The organism is Bacillus sp. KNSH39 (genome assembly GCF_052656585.1).
Genome location: NZ_JBQXYO010000001.1, coordinates 2849321 through 2864797 on the forward strand (window position 1 = coordinate 2849321; position 15477 = coordinate 2864797).

Below are 15477 nucleotides of genomic sequence, written 5' to 3' on the forward strand. Positions count from 1 at the left end.
TATAGAAAAACTCTAACCTGCACTCAGGTTAGAGTTTTCCGTGAGTTCTTATGCTTCTTGAGCAACAGGATATACGCTCACTTGTTTGCGGTCACGACCAAGACGCTCAAAGCGTACTACGCCGTCAACTTTCGCGTATAAAGTGTCATCGCCACCACGACCAACGTTAACACCTGGATAAATTTTTGTACCGCGTTGACGGTAAAGAATTGAACCACCTGTAACCGTTTGACCATCTGCGCGTTTAGCACCAAGACGTTTTGACTGAGAGTCACGACCGTTCTTTGTACTACCTACACCTTTCTTAGATGCGAAAAACTGAAGATCTAATCTTAACATACGTTACACCTCCTGCACTTTTTCTATTAAACGGATATACTTTCCGTAATCAAGTTCGATCGTCTTAAGCGAAACAACTAATCCTTCTAAAAGCGTTTGTGCTTTTTCTGCTGCATGAACGTCTAAATCATTAGGCAATTCATACGTTAAGAATCCGCCATCACTTCCGAGTTCAATAGTTGCTTGCACATTACAAAGTTCTTCCACTGCATTTATAGAACCAAACACAACCGCTGTAGTTCCGGCACAGACAAGGTCTTGTCCATGTGGCGCATAATCGGCATGTCCAGTCATTTTAAATGATTGGATACTTCCTAATTTCGTGCGACTTATCGTAATTTTAATCATGTTAACCAGAATTAAGCGTTGATAGCTTCAACAACTAGCTTAGTGTAAGGTTGACGATGACCTTGTTTCTTACGATTGTTCTTTTTCGCTTTGTATTTGAAAACGATGATTTTCTTAGCGCGACCTTGTTTTTCAACTTTCGCAGTAACTGTTGCACCTTCTACAACTGGGCTACCAACTTTAACGTTTTCGCCACCAACGAAAAGAACTTTGTCAAAAGTAACAGTTTCACCAGCTTCAACATCTAATTTTTCAATGTAGATTGCTTGACCAGCTTCAACTTTAATTTGTTTTCCACCTGTTTCGATAATTGCGTACATACTTGCACCTCCTCTTAATTACTAAGACTCGCCAAAAACGAGGTAGACATAAATGCCTTTAGGGAACCTGTCTTGTGCGGTTGTAGCATATAGCCGTTTAGGTGCTATAAACTATAACATAAAGATGTTATCATGAATCATAGACGGTTGTCAATAAATGTTCTGCTAACTATTTTTTCCGTTCTACAATTTCTTTTTTACTTCCAAAACGAACGATAGCATACTTTTCGATAATATCATCTTTGAAATAAATTTCAAATGGAATATTTTTTTGTAATCCTTTTTGCAAAAACTGTTTTTGCAGTTCTTTAGGCGCAGCGATTAATACTGCTTCATCTTCTATATTGCCATATGTGATTAGTTCTCTCTCTAACTCATACGCAATTGTTTCATGCGACATCACATAACCCGTCGCTTTGCAAGGTACACACTCTTTTAATAATACGTCCCGTAAAGAATGCTTTTTACGTTTACGTGTCATTTCCAAAATCCCTAGCTCCGTAAAGCCGAGCACCCTTGTATATGTTCGGTCACCTTGCATAGCAGCTATGAGACATTCTCTTACCTTTTCTTTATCTTCTCTTTTTTTCATATTAATAAAATCAATTAATATCATACCACCAATATCACGAAGTCTTAATTGGCGTGCAATTTCTTCAGCGGCTAGCTCATTTGTGCGAAGTACTGTATCTTGTAAATTTTGTTTTCCCGTAAACTTGCCCGTATTCACATCAATTACAGTCATCGTCTCCATTTGTTCTACAATTAAATAAGCACCATTTGGAAGCCAAACAATTTTTTGGAGTGCTTTCTCAATCTCACGCTCTATTCCAAAATGGTTAAACATCGAAGACTTTTCATTATAAAAAGATACTTTTTCTTTTCCAACTTTGTCTTCTAATTCCTTTACTATACTTCTTGTATCTACAACTACTTTTTCAATTGTTTCAATTGGATTCTCTTGAAATACACGATCTAAAAAGGTCGCCGGTCGATGAAGTAATAACGGCACCTTTCCTTGACCCTCTTTTCTTTTTAACTCTTCATACAACTGTTGTAACCCTTGCATTTCAGCTTGTATTTCTTCAATTGCTCCTTTTTCAGAAGCAGAACGGAAAATGTACCCCCCCGTTCCCTCTATTTCAATTTGGAGTAACTGTTGTCTTCTTTTATTATTTTTTATTTTTCGAGAAACAGCGCGCATCTCATCAAACGGCATATAAACGACATATTTCCCGGTAAATTCTATATTCGCTGTCAATTTAGGCCCTTTCGTATCAATTGCCTCTTTCACAACTTGTACGAGTATCGCTTGCCCTTCATGTATACGATAAGAAGATGGTACATCATCGTATGAAAGGTAAGCATGTTTTTCTAAACCGATGTTTACAAAAGCTGCATTCATTCCAGCAATTGTTCTTACGACACGTCCAACATAAATATGCCCAACAATCTCTTGCTCTTCATTACGTTTCCATAAAAACTCAACAATCTTTTTCTTCTCTTCAATTGCAACGCGCTTTTCCGAACCAGCGTAATTCACATATAACGTTTTCAAAATTATTTCCTCACTTTATAATCTTCTTTGCTTTTACAATAATAAAAGGTTAGTGCTATCGTCAACACTAACCGATTAATTCTTCAACTGATGAAGTTGTTCGTTTTTCAGTAAAATATGCATAGAGCAATTCATTTTCATCCAATGTGTAATGCTCTTTATATTTTCCACGGACGATAATAGAATGCTTATATCCTCTACGAAATTTTGTGAAGATCGTATATAAACGATCTTCCGTTCGCACTTCAATAGGTGCAATCTTTTCGATTCCTCTTTTGTTTCCATAATAACGTTCTAATAAAAAACGCATAAATGCATACCGTCTTTGTTTCCACTCTTGATATAATGACACTGCTAAAAATATGAGTAGTACCCACATCATAATATTGTTACTATTCCAGAGTAACTGCCATCCTAATATTACACTAAAAAAAACACATGACAATTGCATCATCTTTTCATGTGCTTGTAAATAAGGGAAACGATATGATAATACATTAAACAATACTTTCCCGCCATCTAACGGCCAAATAGGAAGTAAATTAAATGCTAAAATAATTATATTATTCCACATGAAGAAATAATATAAATCTGCATTCAACCAACCAGCTTTGAACAACATATAACCTACCAGCATCATCCAAACATGTTGAATCGGTCCAGCAATTACGACAACAAGTTCCTCTTTCAATGACTTATTACCATGTTCCTCAAGCTCGGCAACGCCACCAAACGGCAAAAGCTGAATTCTTTTTATACGCCAATTATAGTGTGCTGCTGCAAAAGCATGCCCAAGTTCATGAATAAGAACAATACAAAATAACAGTAGTAACTCTTTAAAACGCGCAGTAAAAATACCAATGACAATAATAACCCAAAATAATGGATGCACGGAAATTTTCGTTAAAACGTCCCTATATTTAATCAAATGATATCACCTGGATCGGATCAATAAATTTCTCATTCTTTTTTATCGCGAAATAAAACTTTCCATTTTTATCATTTGTATCATTACTCACCGTTCCAATTTTTTGTTTCTTTGAAACGTAATCATATAATTTCACTGACATATCGTTTAAGTTTGCATACCATGACTCCGTACCATCTGCATGTTGAATTTGAACTGTATTTCCAAGTTCCTCTTTCTTGCCTGCAAAAACAACTAACCCTTCATTTACTGACTCCACTTTTGCATTTGTAGCTGTTTGGACAAATACACCTTGGCCATTTTTTTGAAACCCTTGCATTACCTTTCCAGAAGCAGGAATCGCATAATCTTTTTGCTGAATACTTCCTTCTTTTTTCTCGTTCGGCGAATAGAATACAAGCGGTTTTCCAAATTGCTTTTCGTACCATTTCGCTACAGTAGCAAACTGAAATTCCTCTTTCATCACTTTTTCTGTAACAGCTTTAGCTCCATTGAATGAAGAAGGAGCATTCTTATATAAAATAGCAACCGAAAGAACTAATATTGCTGATAATAAAACTTTGAAGAAAAAGACTTCCTTTCGAAATAAAGGATGCATTTCCTTTTCTCCATCTTCAATAAATACTGCTTCACTATCAAAATTCCCTCCGTTAAAATACTGCTCTTCCTCCATCCTTTCTTGCTCGGCCTTCCTTTTTGCAATCCGCTTTTTAATTTCTTCTACGCGTCTATTCTTCATACTGTCTCCTTTCTTTCGTTAAGCTAATTTCATTAGAAACAGTTGTATACAGTTTGTACATATGTATGAGCTAAGAAAGAAAGATATTCGTGTGAAGAAAAAAGAAAGCACCTCGCATATGTGCGAAGTGCTCTTAACGGATTCCAAAGAAGTTTTTCACCTTTGCAAATACCGATACCTTTTCTTGTTCAAATGCTTGTAATGGTACATTCTCACCTAACAAGCGTCTTGCAATATTACGATAAGCCAACGCTGCTTTTCCGCTTGGTTGCAACGCCACAGGTTCACCTGTATTTGTAGCTCGAATAACTTCATCGTCATCTTCGACAACACCAAGAAGCTCGATTGATAATGTACGTACAATTTCATCAACATCTAACATATCCTGTTCATGAAGCATATGACTACGTACACGGTTAATAACAAGTTTGGGTGGTTCAATATCCTCTTTTTCTAAAAGCCCAATAATACGATCCGCATCGCGCATTGAGGATACTTCTGGAGTCGTAACAACGATTGCTTTATCCGCACCAGCTACCGCATTTTTAAATCCCTGCTCAATCCCCGCAGGACAATCGATTAATATGTAATCATAATCTTGACGTAATACTTGTATTAATTCATCCATTTGTTCAGGTGTTACCGCTGATTTATCACTCGTTTGTGCTGCAGGTAATAAATAAAGATCATCAAAACGTTTGTCTTTAATAAGAGCCTGAGGTAAACGGCAACGCCCTTCAACGACATCAACAAGATCAAATACAATACGATTTTCCAGCCCCATTACTACGTCTAAATTTCGAAGACCGATATCTGTGTCAATTAAGCACACTTTCTTTCCAGATAACGCTAGGGCCGTACCAATGTTCGCAGATGTAGTAGTTTTACCTACTCCGCCTTTTCCAGATGTAATTACTATTGCCTCTCCCACAGCTATACAATTCCCCTTTCTAACTTTGTTAAATTAGGTCTAAGATGAGTGAGAAGTTGCAGGCGATCGACAACAATGTGATTGTTCTCATTAATATACGCACATTCTGCCGCCTCCGCTCCGTCTTCTTTCTCTTCCGGAGCCCGCATTGCCACATCACTAATTCGAAGTTGCATCGGGTTCATAACAGATGCAGCGATTACAGCATCCGAATCCCCATAATACCCAGCATGTGCAATTCCTCTTAATGATCCTACGACAAAAATATTCCCCCCAGCGATAACCGTTCCGCCTGGATTAACATCTCCAATTAACAACAAATTTCCTTTTACATGTAAAACTTGTCCAGAGCGAACAATTTTGGAAATAGGGACAATTTCTGTTTCTTCTTTCCAAGCTATTGCTTCTGCTTTAGTGATAACATCACTTTCAATTGAATCCACAACAAGATTCTTTTTATTACGAATTAACGTACGAATCTCTTCTTGTTGGACTTCTGTTAAATAACGATTTCCTACTTTCACATGCACTTCAATTAAAGAGCGCCCATCACCATCGTAGTAATGTGTAGAAAGTTTTTCGTCTAATTCCATCAATAATTCTGAGAATGAACAACAATCATCTAAATGAAGCGTTATCCCATCTTTTGTCCCTTTTATCGTTACATTTTGTTGCTTTTTTTCTTCCACTAAAGTTCACCCCACCGATTCAATTCGACATAAAATTAGAAAATCCTTTTTTCTTTTTCTTCCATCGCTTTTGAAAGACGCACTATATATCGTCTCAGTGGGAAACAAACTATCAATAAGAAAATAGCATTTAACAATAAAGTAGAAAGGAGACGATCTGTGAAAAAGACATACGCTGGCATATGAGTACGTCCTAATAAAGTTAAGAATCCATACACATAATACTCTAGTGCTACAACGCTAGCTAATATGATAGAAACAACAATAAATAAATTCAATTGTAGTACTTTCATCACACTATATACTAAATAAGCTAAAATCGGATAAGCAAAAATATATATCCCGACAAGTTCTGTGTATACGGTATCAAATAAGAAGCCAAATAATAGTCCGTAATAAATCCCTTGGACCGGACTATAATACACTGTAATAAAACATAAGACGATTATAAAGAAATGCGGTGCTGCTATGCTGTCTTTCCAAAATACATCCGTTGGAACAACAGTAGCAAACATATTTTCAAATAGAAACACAAAAAGGAGCAAAAGAGGAAGAGCTGCTCTTTTTAATATCTTCATCATCTCTTCTTCTCCTCCTATTCTAATGGCGCTGAAGGTGTTGCACGTTTAGCAACCGTAATATGCTCTACGTCATTTAAATCAGCGGCAGGTTTTACATAAGCTGTTTTTGTTAAGCCATATGCATCCGGCTGAACTTCAACGATTTTTCCAATTACAAGACCTTTCGGGAAAATATCACCCAGTCCAGATGTTACAACTAGTTGATCTTTCTCTACCGGTGCATCAGAGCCAATCTTTGTGAAAAGAAGTAATTGCTTTTCTTTGTCATAACCTTCAATCAATCCAAAGATTTTCTCTTGCCCTTGTACAATAGCAGAAACGCGATTTGTTCGGCTCATAGAACTTAGTAATTCTACTGATGATGTAAACTGAGATACACTTTTCACTCTTCCAACTAACCCTTGTGAAGTTACTACAGCCATATCTTTTTTAATTCCTTGCTGTGCCCCTTTATCAATTCCAATTAAATCGTACCATTTATCTGGATTACGAGAAACAACAGTAGCTGGAATTTCAGTATACCCGCTATTTAACTCTTTTTTACCAGTTAGCTCTTGTAACTTTTTGTTATCATCTTCTAATTGTTTTACTTTCCCTGATAGACCTGCATAATTATCTAATTTTGCTTTTAATTCTTTATTCTCTTCATACGTGCGCTTTACATCCTCTACATTTTCGAAGAATCCAGCTACGTATTTCGCTGGCTTTTGGAATACACGTTCTACAACACCGACAGTATCTTTAACAAACTGCTCTGGCCATGTTAAACTGTTCCGTTCTTTCAATGAGATTCCAATCAATGCCACGAGAAGAATAATACTAACCAACAAAACAATTAATCTTTTGTTTAAGAAAAACTGTGGCACGTTCACACCCTCTTAATTTCACTGATTTTTATTTTGCAATATTATCGAGCAGCAGTTTTGAAAAGATCGATATTGTCTAATGCTTTACCTGTTCCAATTGCTACGCAATCTAATGGATCTTCTGCAACAAGAACTGGCATTTTCGTTTCTTCACTAATTACTTTATCTAAATTACGTAGTAATGCCCCGCCACCTGTTAATACGATACCGCGGTCCATAATATCAGCCGCTAATTCAGGTGGAGTTTTTTCTAACGTATTTTTAACTGATTCTACAATCGCATCTACTGTATCTTTTAATGCATCTGCAATTTCTTCTGGCTGAATTAGTACTGTTTTTGGTAAACCACTTACTAAATCACGACCGCGAATTTCCATAGGCTCGATACCTTCTGGCTCGCCTGCAGAACCAATTTCTAATTTTAATGCTTCAGCTGTTCTTTCACCGATCATTAAGTTATAGCTTTTCTTAATGTACTGAATGATTGAATCGTCCATATCATCACCAGCAACACGGACTGACTGGCTTGTTACAATACCACCTAGAGAAATAATTGCAACTTCTGTTGTACCGCCACCGATATCAACAACCATACTACCAGTTGGTTCCCAAACAGGTAAGTTTGCACCAATTGCTGCTGCAAATGGCTCTTCGATAGGATAAGCATCACGAGCACCCGCTTGACGAGTCGCATCGATTACTGCACGTCTTTCTACAGCTGTAATACCAGATGGTACACATACCATTACATACGGCTTACGTGAGAAGAAACCGTTTGATTTTTGAGCTTGTTGAATGTAATATTTCATCATTGTTGCAGTTGTTTCATAATCAGCAATTACACCGTCTTTCATCGGGCGAAGTGCCACAACGTTCCCTGGTGTACGACCAATCATTTGTTTTGCATCGCTACCTACAGCAACGATTTGTTTCGTATCAGTTTGTAACGCAACTACTGAAGGTTCACGTAAAACTACACCTTTTCCTTTTACATATACAAGCGTGTTCGCAGTTCCTAAGTCTATTCCAAGATCGCGAGTAAATCCACCAAATCCAAACATATTATTTATCTTCCTTTCTTGTTTTCACGGACTCATTTTTTCTTACTTTATATTATAAAAACAGTACGTTTTTTATATCTTTATCCTTTTTGTAGATAAATTTCTACAAAAAACTCATAAATCACATTATAAAACAAAATAAGTAAAAAGCATAGTCTTAAATATGACCTTTTTCCTTTAAACTCACGAATTTATGGTCACCTATTATAATATGATCAAGCACTTCAATTCCGATAATCTGGCCGCATTCTACTAAGCGTTTTGTTACTGCAATATCTTCACGGCTCGGCGTGGGATCTCCTGAGGGATGGTTATGAAGACATATGATAGAGGCTGCTGCACGACGGAAGGCTTCTTTAAAAACTTCCCTCGGGTGTACAATTGACGTGTTTAAACTTCCAATAAAGATCGTTTGCCTATGTATAACTTGATTTTTTGTATTTAAATATAAACAAACAAAATGCTCTTGTTGTAAAAAACGCATTTCTTCCATCATGTATTTCGCACAATCTTCTGGACTTCGAATACTATATCTATTTTGATATTCTAAACGTACCATTCTTCTGCCTAGTTCAAAGGCTGCCATAAGTTGCGATGCCTTTGAAATCCCAATACCATGTATACTAATTAGCTCTTCTAATGTTGCATCTTTCAACATACGTAAGCCATCAAATTGATGTAAAATTTTATCTGACAACTTTAAAACTGTTTCTTCTTTAGAACCTGTTCTGAGTAACACTGCGAGAAGCTCTCGATTTGATAAACTTCCAGCACCTTCTAACAATAAACGCTCCCGTGGCTGTTCTTCTCTTACAACATCACGAATACCGTTCATCTCTCCACCCCTTTATTTGTTCTCTCAAAGAAAACCCCATGCAATTTTACGCATGGGTTACATCAATATCAAATTGTTTTAATTCCCGAACGAGACGTGCAATTGGTAAGCCAACTACACTATAGTAGTCCCCTTGAATATTTTGAACGAAAATAGATCCTTTACCTTGAATCCCATAACTACCGGCTTTATCAAGAGGTTCTTTCGACGCGACGTATGTATCAATTTCCTCTTCTGTTAACTCCCAAAATGTAACTTCTGTACGCTCATAAAAAGTAACCGTTTTTTCTTTTGCTATAATTGCAACACCTGTATACACTTCATGTGTTTTCCCTGATAGTAATTGCAACATCTCTTTCGCCTCATCCTCATTAGAAGGCTTACCAAGAATACGCGACTCATATGTAACAATTGTATCTGCACCTAACACAATGTGATCACTATTATTTTCTGCCACCGCTGATGCTTTTTGCAAGGCAAGCGACATTACAATATCAGAAGGCGATGAATATGCACCAATTGTTTCCTCTACTTCACTTACAACGATTTCAAATGGCACACTAGCTAACTCAAGCAATTCCTTCCTCCGAGGTGACCCTGAAGCTAAAATTATTTTTCTCATATTTTCTCCTTCCTTTCTCACATGAAGCAGAACAATTTATATTAATCGTATCAAAGGAATAGTTTGTCCACAAATGAAAGAAATATTAATTTCTCTAACTAAAATAACACTTCTTTATTGCATACGATTATATTCCTGTCATAGAGAAAGCACTTTGCTCTAAATTCAAAAGAAAAGAAAGAAGTACATGTACTTCTTTCTTACTCATTTTATTATCCTATCATTTCACTTTCTACGAAACAATTTTTTCATACGAGAGTAAACCATCAATAATAACTTGATTTAATTTCGCCAAAGATTCCTTATCCATCTTCCCATCTTTTACTGTTTGTACAGCTACCGACGTATACATATACAGTTTCTTTGCTTCTTCTTGTTTCATACTTTTCCCTTCTTTTTCAACCTTTTTCCATTCTTTTTCAATTACTTCTATATCTTTTGCGCTGCTTTTTCCACCAACTTGTACGCTAGAAGCATATTTTGCTAAATGAGTGTATAATGGCTGCACTTTTGTTAAAAATGTTCCTACTTCTTTATCATCTTTCAGCAATGCTTTATCTGTTATATCCCAGTTCTTTTTTAAAACGGAGACACCATCATTTTTATACTTAGTCATTAATTGATTTATAGACTGTTCATCGCTAGCAATACCAACAACTATTGCATACTTATCACCGCTCGGTCTCAAAGCACCAATGCCCCCATTGCCTTTCCATTCTTCAAGAGCTGCCTGTCCCTTTTCTTCAGAAGAATAAAGCCCCCCTTGAACAAAAAATAATTTCATTGGATCCAATGACGTTCCTGCTTGTGCTTTTTGTTTTTCTTCTTTCGGTGCTGGTGTTTGTTCTGCCGTTCCACCCACCTTTGATTCTCCATTTCCAGTCGGCCTTGAAGCTGTCACTTCACTTCCTCCTGTCGTTCCTTGTCCAGTAAGTAAATGAAGCATCCCCATTCCAAACGCCGTACCGATAATGATTGCAGTTGCAACGATTACAATTAATGTATTACTCCACTTCTTTCGGTATTTTTCCACAGACATTGATTTCGCTTTTTGAAACGGAACAACATTTTTCGGTCGTTCACTTTCTACTACCATCCATTCAAATTCATCTTTCTTTTTTTCCTCATACTTCGCTTCTGTTCCATTCACTTTCACTGAGATCGTTCGTGATTGCTTGTCCATACACTCACACCTCACCTCTTATCGTTGTCCGCATCATATCATATTCATTTCATAAAAAAACGAGATATTTGTCAGAGGAATTCGCCAAATAACCCTATATATTTATCTTATATGTATGCATTTGACTTCATTTGTAGAACAAAAAAACTAGATAGCAAAGACTATCTAGTTTTTCTCACAAATATATTTTCGTACTTCAGAAATGAAATAAAGAGAACCTGTTATGATAAAAACATCATTTTCTGCTATCATTTCAACTTTTGTATCAATTGCCTCTTTCCAATTTTCAAAAACTAATTTTGATTCTTTCTGTGAATATGATGCAAGCTTATCAGCAGAAATAGCACGATCAAAGGCGAATGTTGTAAAAATAATTTCATCTGCAATGGTTTCTAATTGGCCTACCATGTTATGTAATTGTTTATCACCAAGGGCAGTAAATAACACTATTACATTTTTATCTTTGTAATGCGCTTCTACTGTTTGCACAAGGCTTTCGATACCTTCTGGATTATGAGCACCATCTATAATAATATCTGGATTACTTTGCAGTTTTTCAAAGCGCCCCACCCAATACGCTTCCTGTAATCCAGTTCTTATTTCTTCTTCCTCAATTAAAAATGATAAGTATGTTTTTACATACATGACTGCCATAAGCGCAAGTGCTGCGTTTCCTACTTGGTGGCTGCCTTTCATTGTGATTCGCACATCTTCAAAAGAGGCGAAAGGACAAGTGAAATCGAACTGTTCTCCATCTTCACTAGACTGTTTATGTAATGCTGTAAAATGGTTGCCCATCTCGTATAAGTTTGCATGATTTTCCTTTGCAACATTTTGAATGACTTGCAAAGCTTCTTCATCTTGTACACCAGTAATTACCGGCACGCCAGACTTAATAATCCCCGCCTTTTCATATGCAATTTCTCCTAGTGTATTTCCTAAAATATGCATATGATCGTGACCGATATTCGTAATAATCGTGAGAACAGGGTGTATAACATTGGTAGAATCAAAACGTCCACCAAGCCCTGTTTCAAATAAAACAACATCACAGAAATTGAATTTGCCGAAATAGCAAATCGCCATAACAGTAATAATTTCAAACTCTGTCGCTTCCCCTAAATCCGTTTCATCTAGTTTTTCCACGACTGGTTTTACCAGCTTTACAAGTTCAGTAATCTCTTCGTCTGCAATTGGTGTTCCATTCACACTAATGCGTTCATTAAATGATTCGATGTAAGGAGAGGTAAACGTTCCTACCTTATATTTCGCGCCTTCTAACATGTAACGCATATATGTTAACGTTGAACCTTTTCCATTTGTACCAGCAAGATGAACACATTTGATATGACGCTCTGGATTTCCAAGTTCTTCTAACATCCATCTCATTCTTTCTAATCCTGGCTTAATTCCAAATTTCAATCGGCTATGGATCCACCCTATCGCTTCTTCGTATGTATGTATCACGTATATTTTTCCCCTTTCAAAAGACAACTTTCATAGTTCTATTATACGCAAAGAAAAGAGACTCACCAATATAGTGAGTCTCTAAAAACATTTTTACTTTTCAAGATCTGCTAGACGTTGACGAACTGCTTCGCGTTTTTCTAGGTAATCTTGCTCTTTCGCACGCTCTCCTTCAATAACCGCTGCAGGAGCTTTCGCTACGAAACCTTGGTTAGAAAGTTTCTTCTGTACACGTTCTACTTCTTTATCGAACTTCTCAAGTTCTTTCTCAAGACGAGCTCTCTCTTCATCAAGATTGATAAGATCAGCTAACGGTAAGAATAACTCTGCACCTGATACGATTGCAGTCATTGCCTTTTCTGGCGCTTGTAAGTCTGTTTGAATTGTTAATTCGCTTGGGTTACAGAAACGCTCAATGTAAGAGCTGTTTTTCGTAAGTTGAGCAAGTACAGCCTCATCTTTTGCTTTAATTTGCATTTGAACTTTTTTGCTCATTGGCGTATTTACTTCTGCACGGATGTTACGAACAGAGCGAATGATATCAACTAGAAGGTGCATTTCTGCCGCAGCCTCCGTATCTTGTAAATCTTCGCGAACTGTTGGCCACGCAGCTACTGTAATAGACTCGCCTTCATGCGGTAAATGTTGCCAAATTTTCTCTGTTACGAATGGCATGAATGGGTGTAATAGACGCATTGTTTGATCTAATACGTAAGCTAAAATAGAACGAGTTGTTTTCTTAGCTGCTTCATCTTCACCGTATAGTGGAAGTTTCGCCATTTCAATATACCAATCACAGAAATCGTCCCAAATGAAGTTGTATAATGAACGACCAGCTTCACCGAACTCATATTTATCCATGTTACGTGTTACGCTTTCGATTGTTTCGTTTAAGCGAGTTAAGATCCACTTATCCGCAACTGATTTTTCACCAGTTAAATCGATTTCTTCATACTTCATATCATCCATGTTCATTAATACGAAACGTGATGCGTTCCAAATTTTATTAATGAAGTTCCAAGTAGATTCTACTTTTTCCATGCTGAAACGTAAATCTTGACCTGGTGCACTTCCTGTTGATAAGAAGAAACGCATTGCATCTGCACCGTACTTCTCGATAACATCCATTGGATCAATACCGTTACCAAGAGATTTACTCATTTTACGACCTTGCTCGTCACGAACTAAACCGTGAATTAATACATCTTTAAATGGACGCTCGCCTGTAAACTCTAAACCTTGGAAAATCATACGAGATACCCAGAAGAAGATGATATCATAACCCGTTACTAGTGCATCTGTTGAATAGTAACGTTTGAAGTCTGCTGAATCTTCATTTGGCCAACCAAGTGTGGAGAATGGCCATAATGCTGAACTGAACCATGTATCAAGTACATCGTTATCTTGATTCCAGTTTTCAATATCTGCTGGTGCTTCTGTACCTACGTATACTTCACCAGTTTCTTTATGGTACCAAGCTGGAATACGGTGTCCCCACCATAATTGACGAGAAATACACCAGTCATGAATATTTTCCATCCAACGTAAATATGTGTTTTCAAAACGCTCTGGTACGAACGTTACTTTTTCTTCTTCTTTTTGTTGAAGCGCTACTGCTTTTTCAGCAAGTGGAGCCATTTTTACGAACCACTGTGTTGATAAATAAGGCTCAACAACCGCACCGCTACGCTCACTATGACCTACTGAATGCATATGTGGCTCGATTTCTACTAATACGCCAGCTTCTTGTAAGTCTTTTACTAATTCTTTACGGCATTCGAAACGATCCATACCGTTATACTTACCAGCTTTTTCGTTCATCGATCCATCTTCGTTCATTACTAAGATGCGTGGTAAGTCATGACGGTTACCTACTTCAAAGTCATTCGGGTCATGAGCTGGTGTAATTTTTACAACGCCCGTTCCGAAATCTTTTTCTACGTACTCATCAGCAATAATCGGAATCTCACGGCCTACGATTGGAAGTGTAACTGTTTTTCCGATTAAATGTTTGTAACGATCGTCTTCTGGATGAACTGCTACTGCTGTATCACCAAGCATCGTTTCTGGACGAGTAGTAGCAAGACGAATGTGACCAGAACCATCTGTTAACGGATAGTTCATATGGTAGAATGCACCTTGAACTTCTTTATGAATTACTTCAATATCAGAAAGAGCTGTACGTGTTGCTGGATCCCAGTTGATGATATATTCACCACGATAAATTAAGCCTTTTTCGTATAATTGAACGAATACTTTATTAACCGCATCTGATAAACCTTTGTCTAATGTGAAGCGTTCACGAGAATAGTCTAGTCCTAAACCAACTTTCCCCCATTGTTGACGAATGTGAGAAGCGTACTCTTCTTTCCACTCCCAAGCTTTTTCAAGGAATTTTTCACGGCCAAGATCGTAACGTGAAATACCTTCTTCACGAAGTTTTCCTTCTACTTTCGCTTGTGTTGCGATACCAGCATGGTCCATTCCTGGAAGCCATAGTACATCGTATCCTTGCATACGCTTCGTACGAGTTAAAATATCTTGAAGAGTTGTATCCCAAGCATGACCTAAGTGTAACTTACCAGTTACGTTCGGAGGTGGAATTACAATTGTATACGGTTGTTTCTTCTCGTCTCCTGTTGCTTCAAAATATTTGCCTTCAAGCCACCATTGATAAAGGCCTTCTTCAACGGACATATGATCATATTTAGTTGGTAAATTCTTTTCCGTGTTTGACATTATTTTCCCTCCTTAAAATAAAAAATGTCCCTCATCCAAAAAGGACGAGGGACATCGCGGTACCACCTTTATTTACAAACAAATTCATAATTTGCTTATACTCTTAATTTGATAACGGACAAATCCGTCTTTTCCTAATAAGAACTATTCCGTTCAGAAAAGATGCTCCAGGGCTACCTTCTAACATAACTATCTAGAGAATCTCCCAGCTAATGATTCTCCTCTCTGAAGACGTTTCATGTTATACTCTTCCCCTTCAAGGCATTTATAT

16 protein-coding genes and 2 other annotated features are annotated in these 15477 nt (G+C 37.1%); all 16 genes read right to left on the bottom strand.

The genetic code is table 11. The features are described 5' to 3' along the window. Positions 1-48 precede the first annotated feature (48 nt). The 16 genes from rpmA to ACUL40_RS14605 all read right to left on the bottom strand — a co-directional run bounded on the left by rpmA (position 49) and on the right by ACUL40_RS14605 (position 15206). Positions 49-339, bottom strand: coding sequence for a 50S ribosomal protein L27 (gene rpmA, locus ACUL40_RS14530; protein ID WP_000944958.1), 291 nt, complete (start codon positions 337-339; stop codon positions 49-51). A gap of 3 nt (positions 340-342) precedes the next feature. Then, on the bottom strand, positions 343-687 hold the full coding sequence (locus ACUL40_RS14535) for a ribosomal-processing cysteine protease Prp (RefSeq protein WP_001973720.1): 345 nt from the start codon (positions 685-687) through the stop codon (positions 343-345). Positions 688-698: 11 nt separating this feature from the next. Next, a complete protein-coding gene (gene rplU, locus ACUL40_RS14540) occupies positions 699-1007 on the bottom strand; it encodes a 50S ribosomal protein L21 (protein ID WP_000270907.1) in 309 nt (102 codons plus the stop codon). Between the two features lie 14 nt (positions 1008-1021). Next, positions 1022-1099: a sequence feature (ribosomal protein L21 leader region), on the bottom strand. 77 nt (positions 1100-1176) lie between these two features. Further along, entirely contained in the window at positions 1177-2565 is a 1389-nt protein-coding gene (locus ACUL40_RS14545; RefSeq protein ID WP_074553427.1) for an Rne/Rng family ribonuclease, read from the bottom strand. A gap of 67 nt (positions 2566-2632) precedes the next feature. Continuing rightward, on the bottom strand, positions 2633-3493 hold the full coding sequence (gene spoIVFB, locus ACUL40_RS14550) for a stage IV sporulation intramembrane metalloprotease SpoIVFB (RefSeq protein WP_000599059.1): 861 nt from the start codon (positions 3491-3493) through the stop codon (positions 2633-2635). Then, positions 3486-4232 carry a stage IV sporulation protein SpoIVFA gene (gene spoIVFA / locus ACUL40_RS14555; RefSeq protein ID WP_000797471.1) on the bottom strand — a complete coding sequence of 249 codons (747 nt, stop codon included), beginning with the start codon at positions 4230-4232 and terminating at the stop codon, positions 3486-3488. The genes spoIVFB and spoIVFA overlap by 8 nt, the downstream gene beginning before the upstream one ends. 133 nt (positions 4233-4365) lie before the next feature. Next, entirely contained in the window at positions 4366-5163 is a 798-nt protein-coding gene (gene minD / locus ACUL40_RS14560; RefSeq protein WP_000503309.1) for a septum site-determining protein MinD, read from the bottom strand. Positions 5164-5165: 2 nt separating this feature from the next. Further along, positions 5166-5852, bottom strand: a complete 687-nt coding sequence (gene minC, locus ACUL40_RS14565; protein ID WP_000391521.1) for a septum site-determining protein MinC — start codon at positions 5850-5852, stop codon at positions 5166-5168. 35 nt (positions 5853-5887) lie between these two features. Beyond that, positions 5888-6433, bottom strand: a complete 546-nt coding sequence (mreD, locus tag ACUL40_RS14570) for a rod shape-determining protein MreD (protein ID WP_000975766.1) — start codon at positions 6431-6433, stop codon at positions 5888-5890. Positions 6434-6447: 14 nt separating this feature from the next. Beyond that, complete coding sequence (gene mreC / locus ACUL40_RS14575) at positions 6448-7299, bottom strand: rod shape-determining protein MreC (RefSeq protein WP_001135488.1); 852 nt, start codon at positions 7297-7299, stop codon at positions 6448-6450. 41 nt (positions 7300-7340) lie between these two features. Continuing rightward, entirely contained in the window at positions 7341-8360 is a 1020-nt protein-coding gene (gene mreB, locus ACUL40_RS14580; protein WP_000466736.1) for a cell shape-determining protein MreB, read from the bottom strand. Positions 8361-8517: 157 nt separating this feature from the next. After that, positions 8518-9195 (bottom strand): RadC family protein, encoded by a 678-nt coding sequence (radC, locus tag ACUL40_RS14585; RefSeq protein WP_001013390.1) that lies wholly within the window; start codon positions 9193-9195, stop codon positions 8518-8520. A 46-nt stretch (positions 9196-9241) separates the two neighbouring features. Next, the gene (locus ACUL40_RS14590; protein WP_001226291.1) at positions 9242-9817 is read right to left on the bottom strand and encodes a Maf family protein; all 576 of its coding nucleotides are present in this window, start codon (positions 9815-9817) and stop codon (positions 9242-9244) included. A gap of 232 nt (positions 9818-10049) precedes the next feature. Further along, complete coding sequence (locus ACUL40_RS14595) at positions 10050-11000, bottom strand: stage II sporulation protein B (protein WP_000361009.1); 951 nt, start codon at positions 10998-11000, stop codon at positions 10050-10052. Between the two features lie 165 nt (positions 11001-11165). After that, positions 11166-12467, bottom strand: a complete 1302-nt coding sequence (locus ACUL40_RS14600; RefSeq protein WP_445422973.1) for a bifunctional folylpolyglutamate synthase/dihydrofolate synthase — start codon at positions 12465-12467, stop codon at positions 11166-11168. A 93-nt stretch (positions 12468-12560) separates the two neighbouring features. Continuing rightward, entirely contained in the window at positions 12561-15206 is a 2646-nt protein-coding gene (locus ACUL40_RS14605; RefSeq protein ID WP_000072244.1) for a valine--tRNA ligase, read from the bottom strand. Between the two features lie 37 nt (positions 15207-15243). Then, positions 15244-15475 (bottom strand) — a binding site (T-box leader). Between the last annotated feature and the right edge of the window lie 2 nt (positions 15476-15477).

Coding starts and splice junctions, on each gene's coding strand:
- ACUL40_RS14590 (WP_001226291.1), bottom strand. CDS start 9,817: ATGAGAAAAATAATTTTAGCTTCAGGGTCACCTCGGAGGAAGGAATTG.
- mreB (WP_000466736.1), bottom strand. CDS start 8,360: ATGTTTGGATTTGGTGGATTTACTCGCGATCTTGGAATAGACTTAGGA.
- radC (WP_001013390.1), bottom strand. CDS start 9,195: ATGAACGGTATTCGTGATGTTGTAAGAGAAGAACAGCCACGGGAGCGT.
- rplU (WP_000270907.1), bottom strand. CDS start 1,007: ATGTACGCAATTATCGAAACAGGTGGAAAACAAATTAAAGTTGAAGCT.
- ACUL40_RS14595 (WP_000361009.1), bottom strand. CDS start 11,000: ATGGACAAGCAATCACGAACGATCTCAGTGAAAGTGAATGGAACAGAA.
- spoIVFA (WP_000797471.1), bottom strand. CDS start 4,232: ATGAAGAATAGACGCGTAGAAGAAATTAAAAAGCGGATTGCAAAAAGG.
- rpmA (WP_000944958.1), bottom strand. CDS start 339: ATGTTAAGATTAGATCTTCAGTTTTTCGCATCTAAGAAAGGTGTAGGT.
- ACUL40_RS14605 (WP_000072244.1), bottom strand. CDS start 15,206: ATGTCAAACACGGAAAAGAATTTACCAACTAAATATGATCATATGTCC.
- mreD (WP_000975766.1), bottom strand. CDS start 6,433: ATGATGAAGATATTAAAAAGAGCAGCTCTTCCTCTTTTGCTCCTTTTT.
- ACUL40_RS14535 (WP_001973720.1), bottom strand. CDS start 687: ATGATTAAAATTACGATAAGTCGCACGAAATTAGGAAGTATCCAATCA.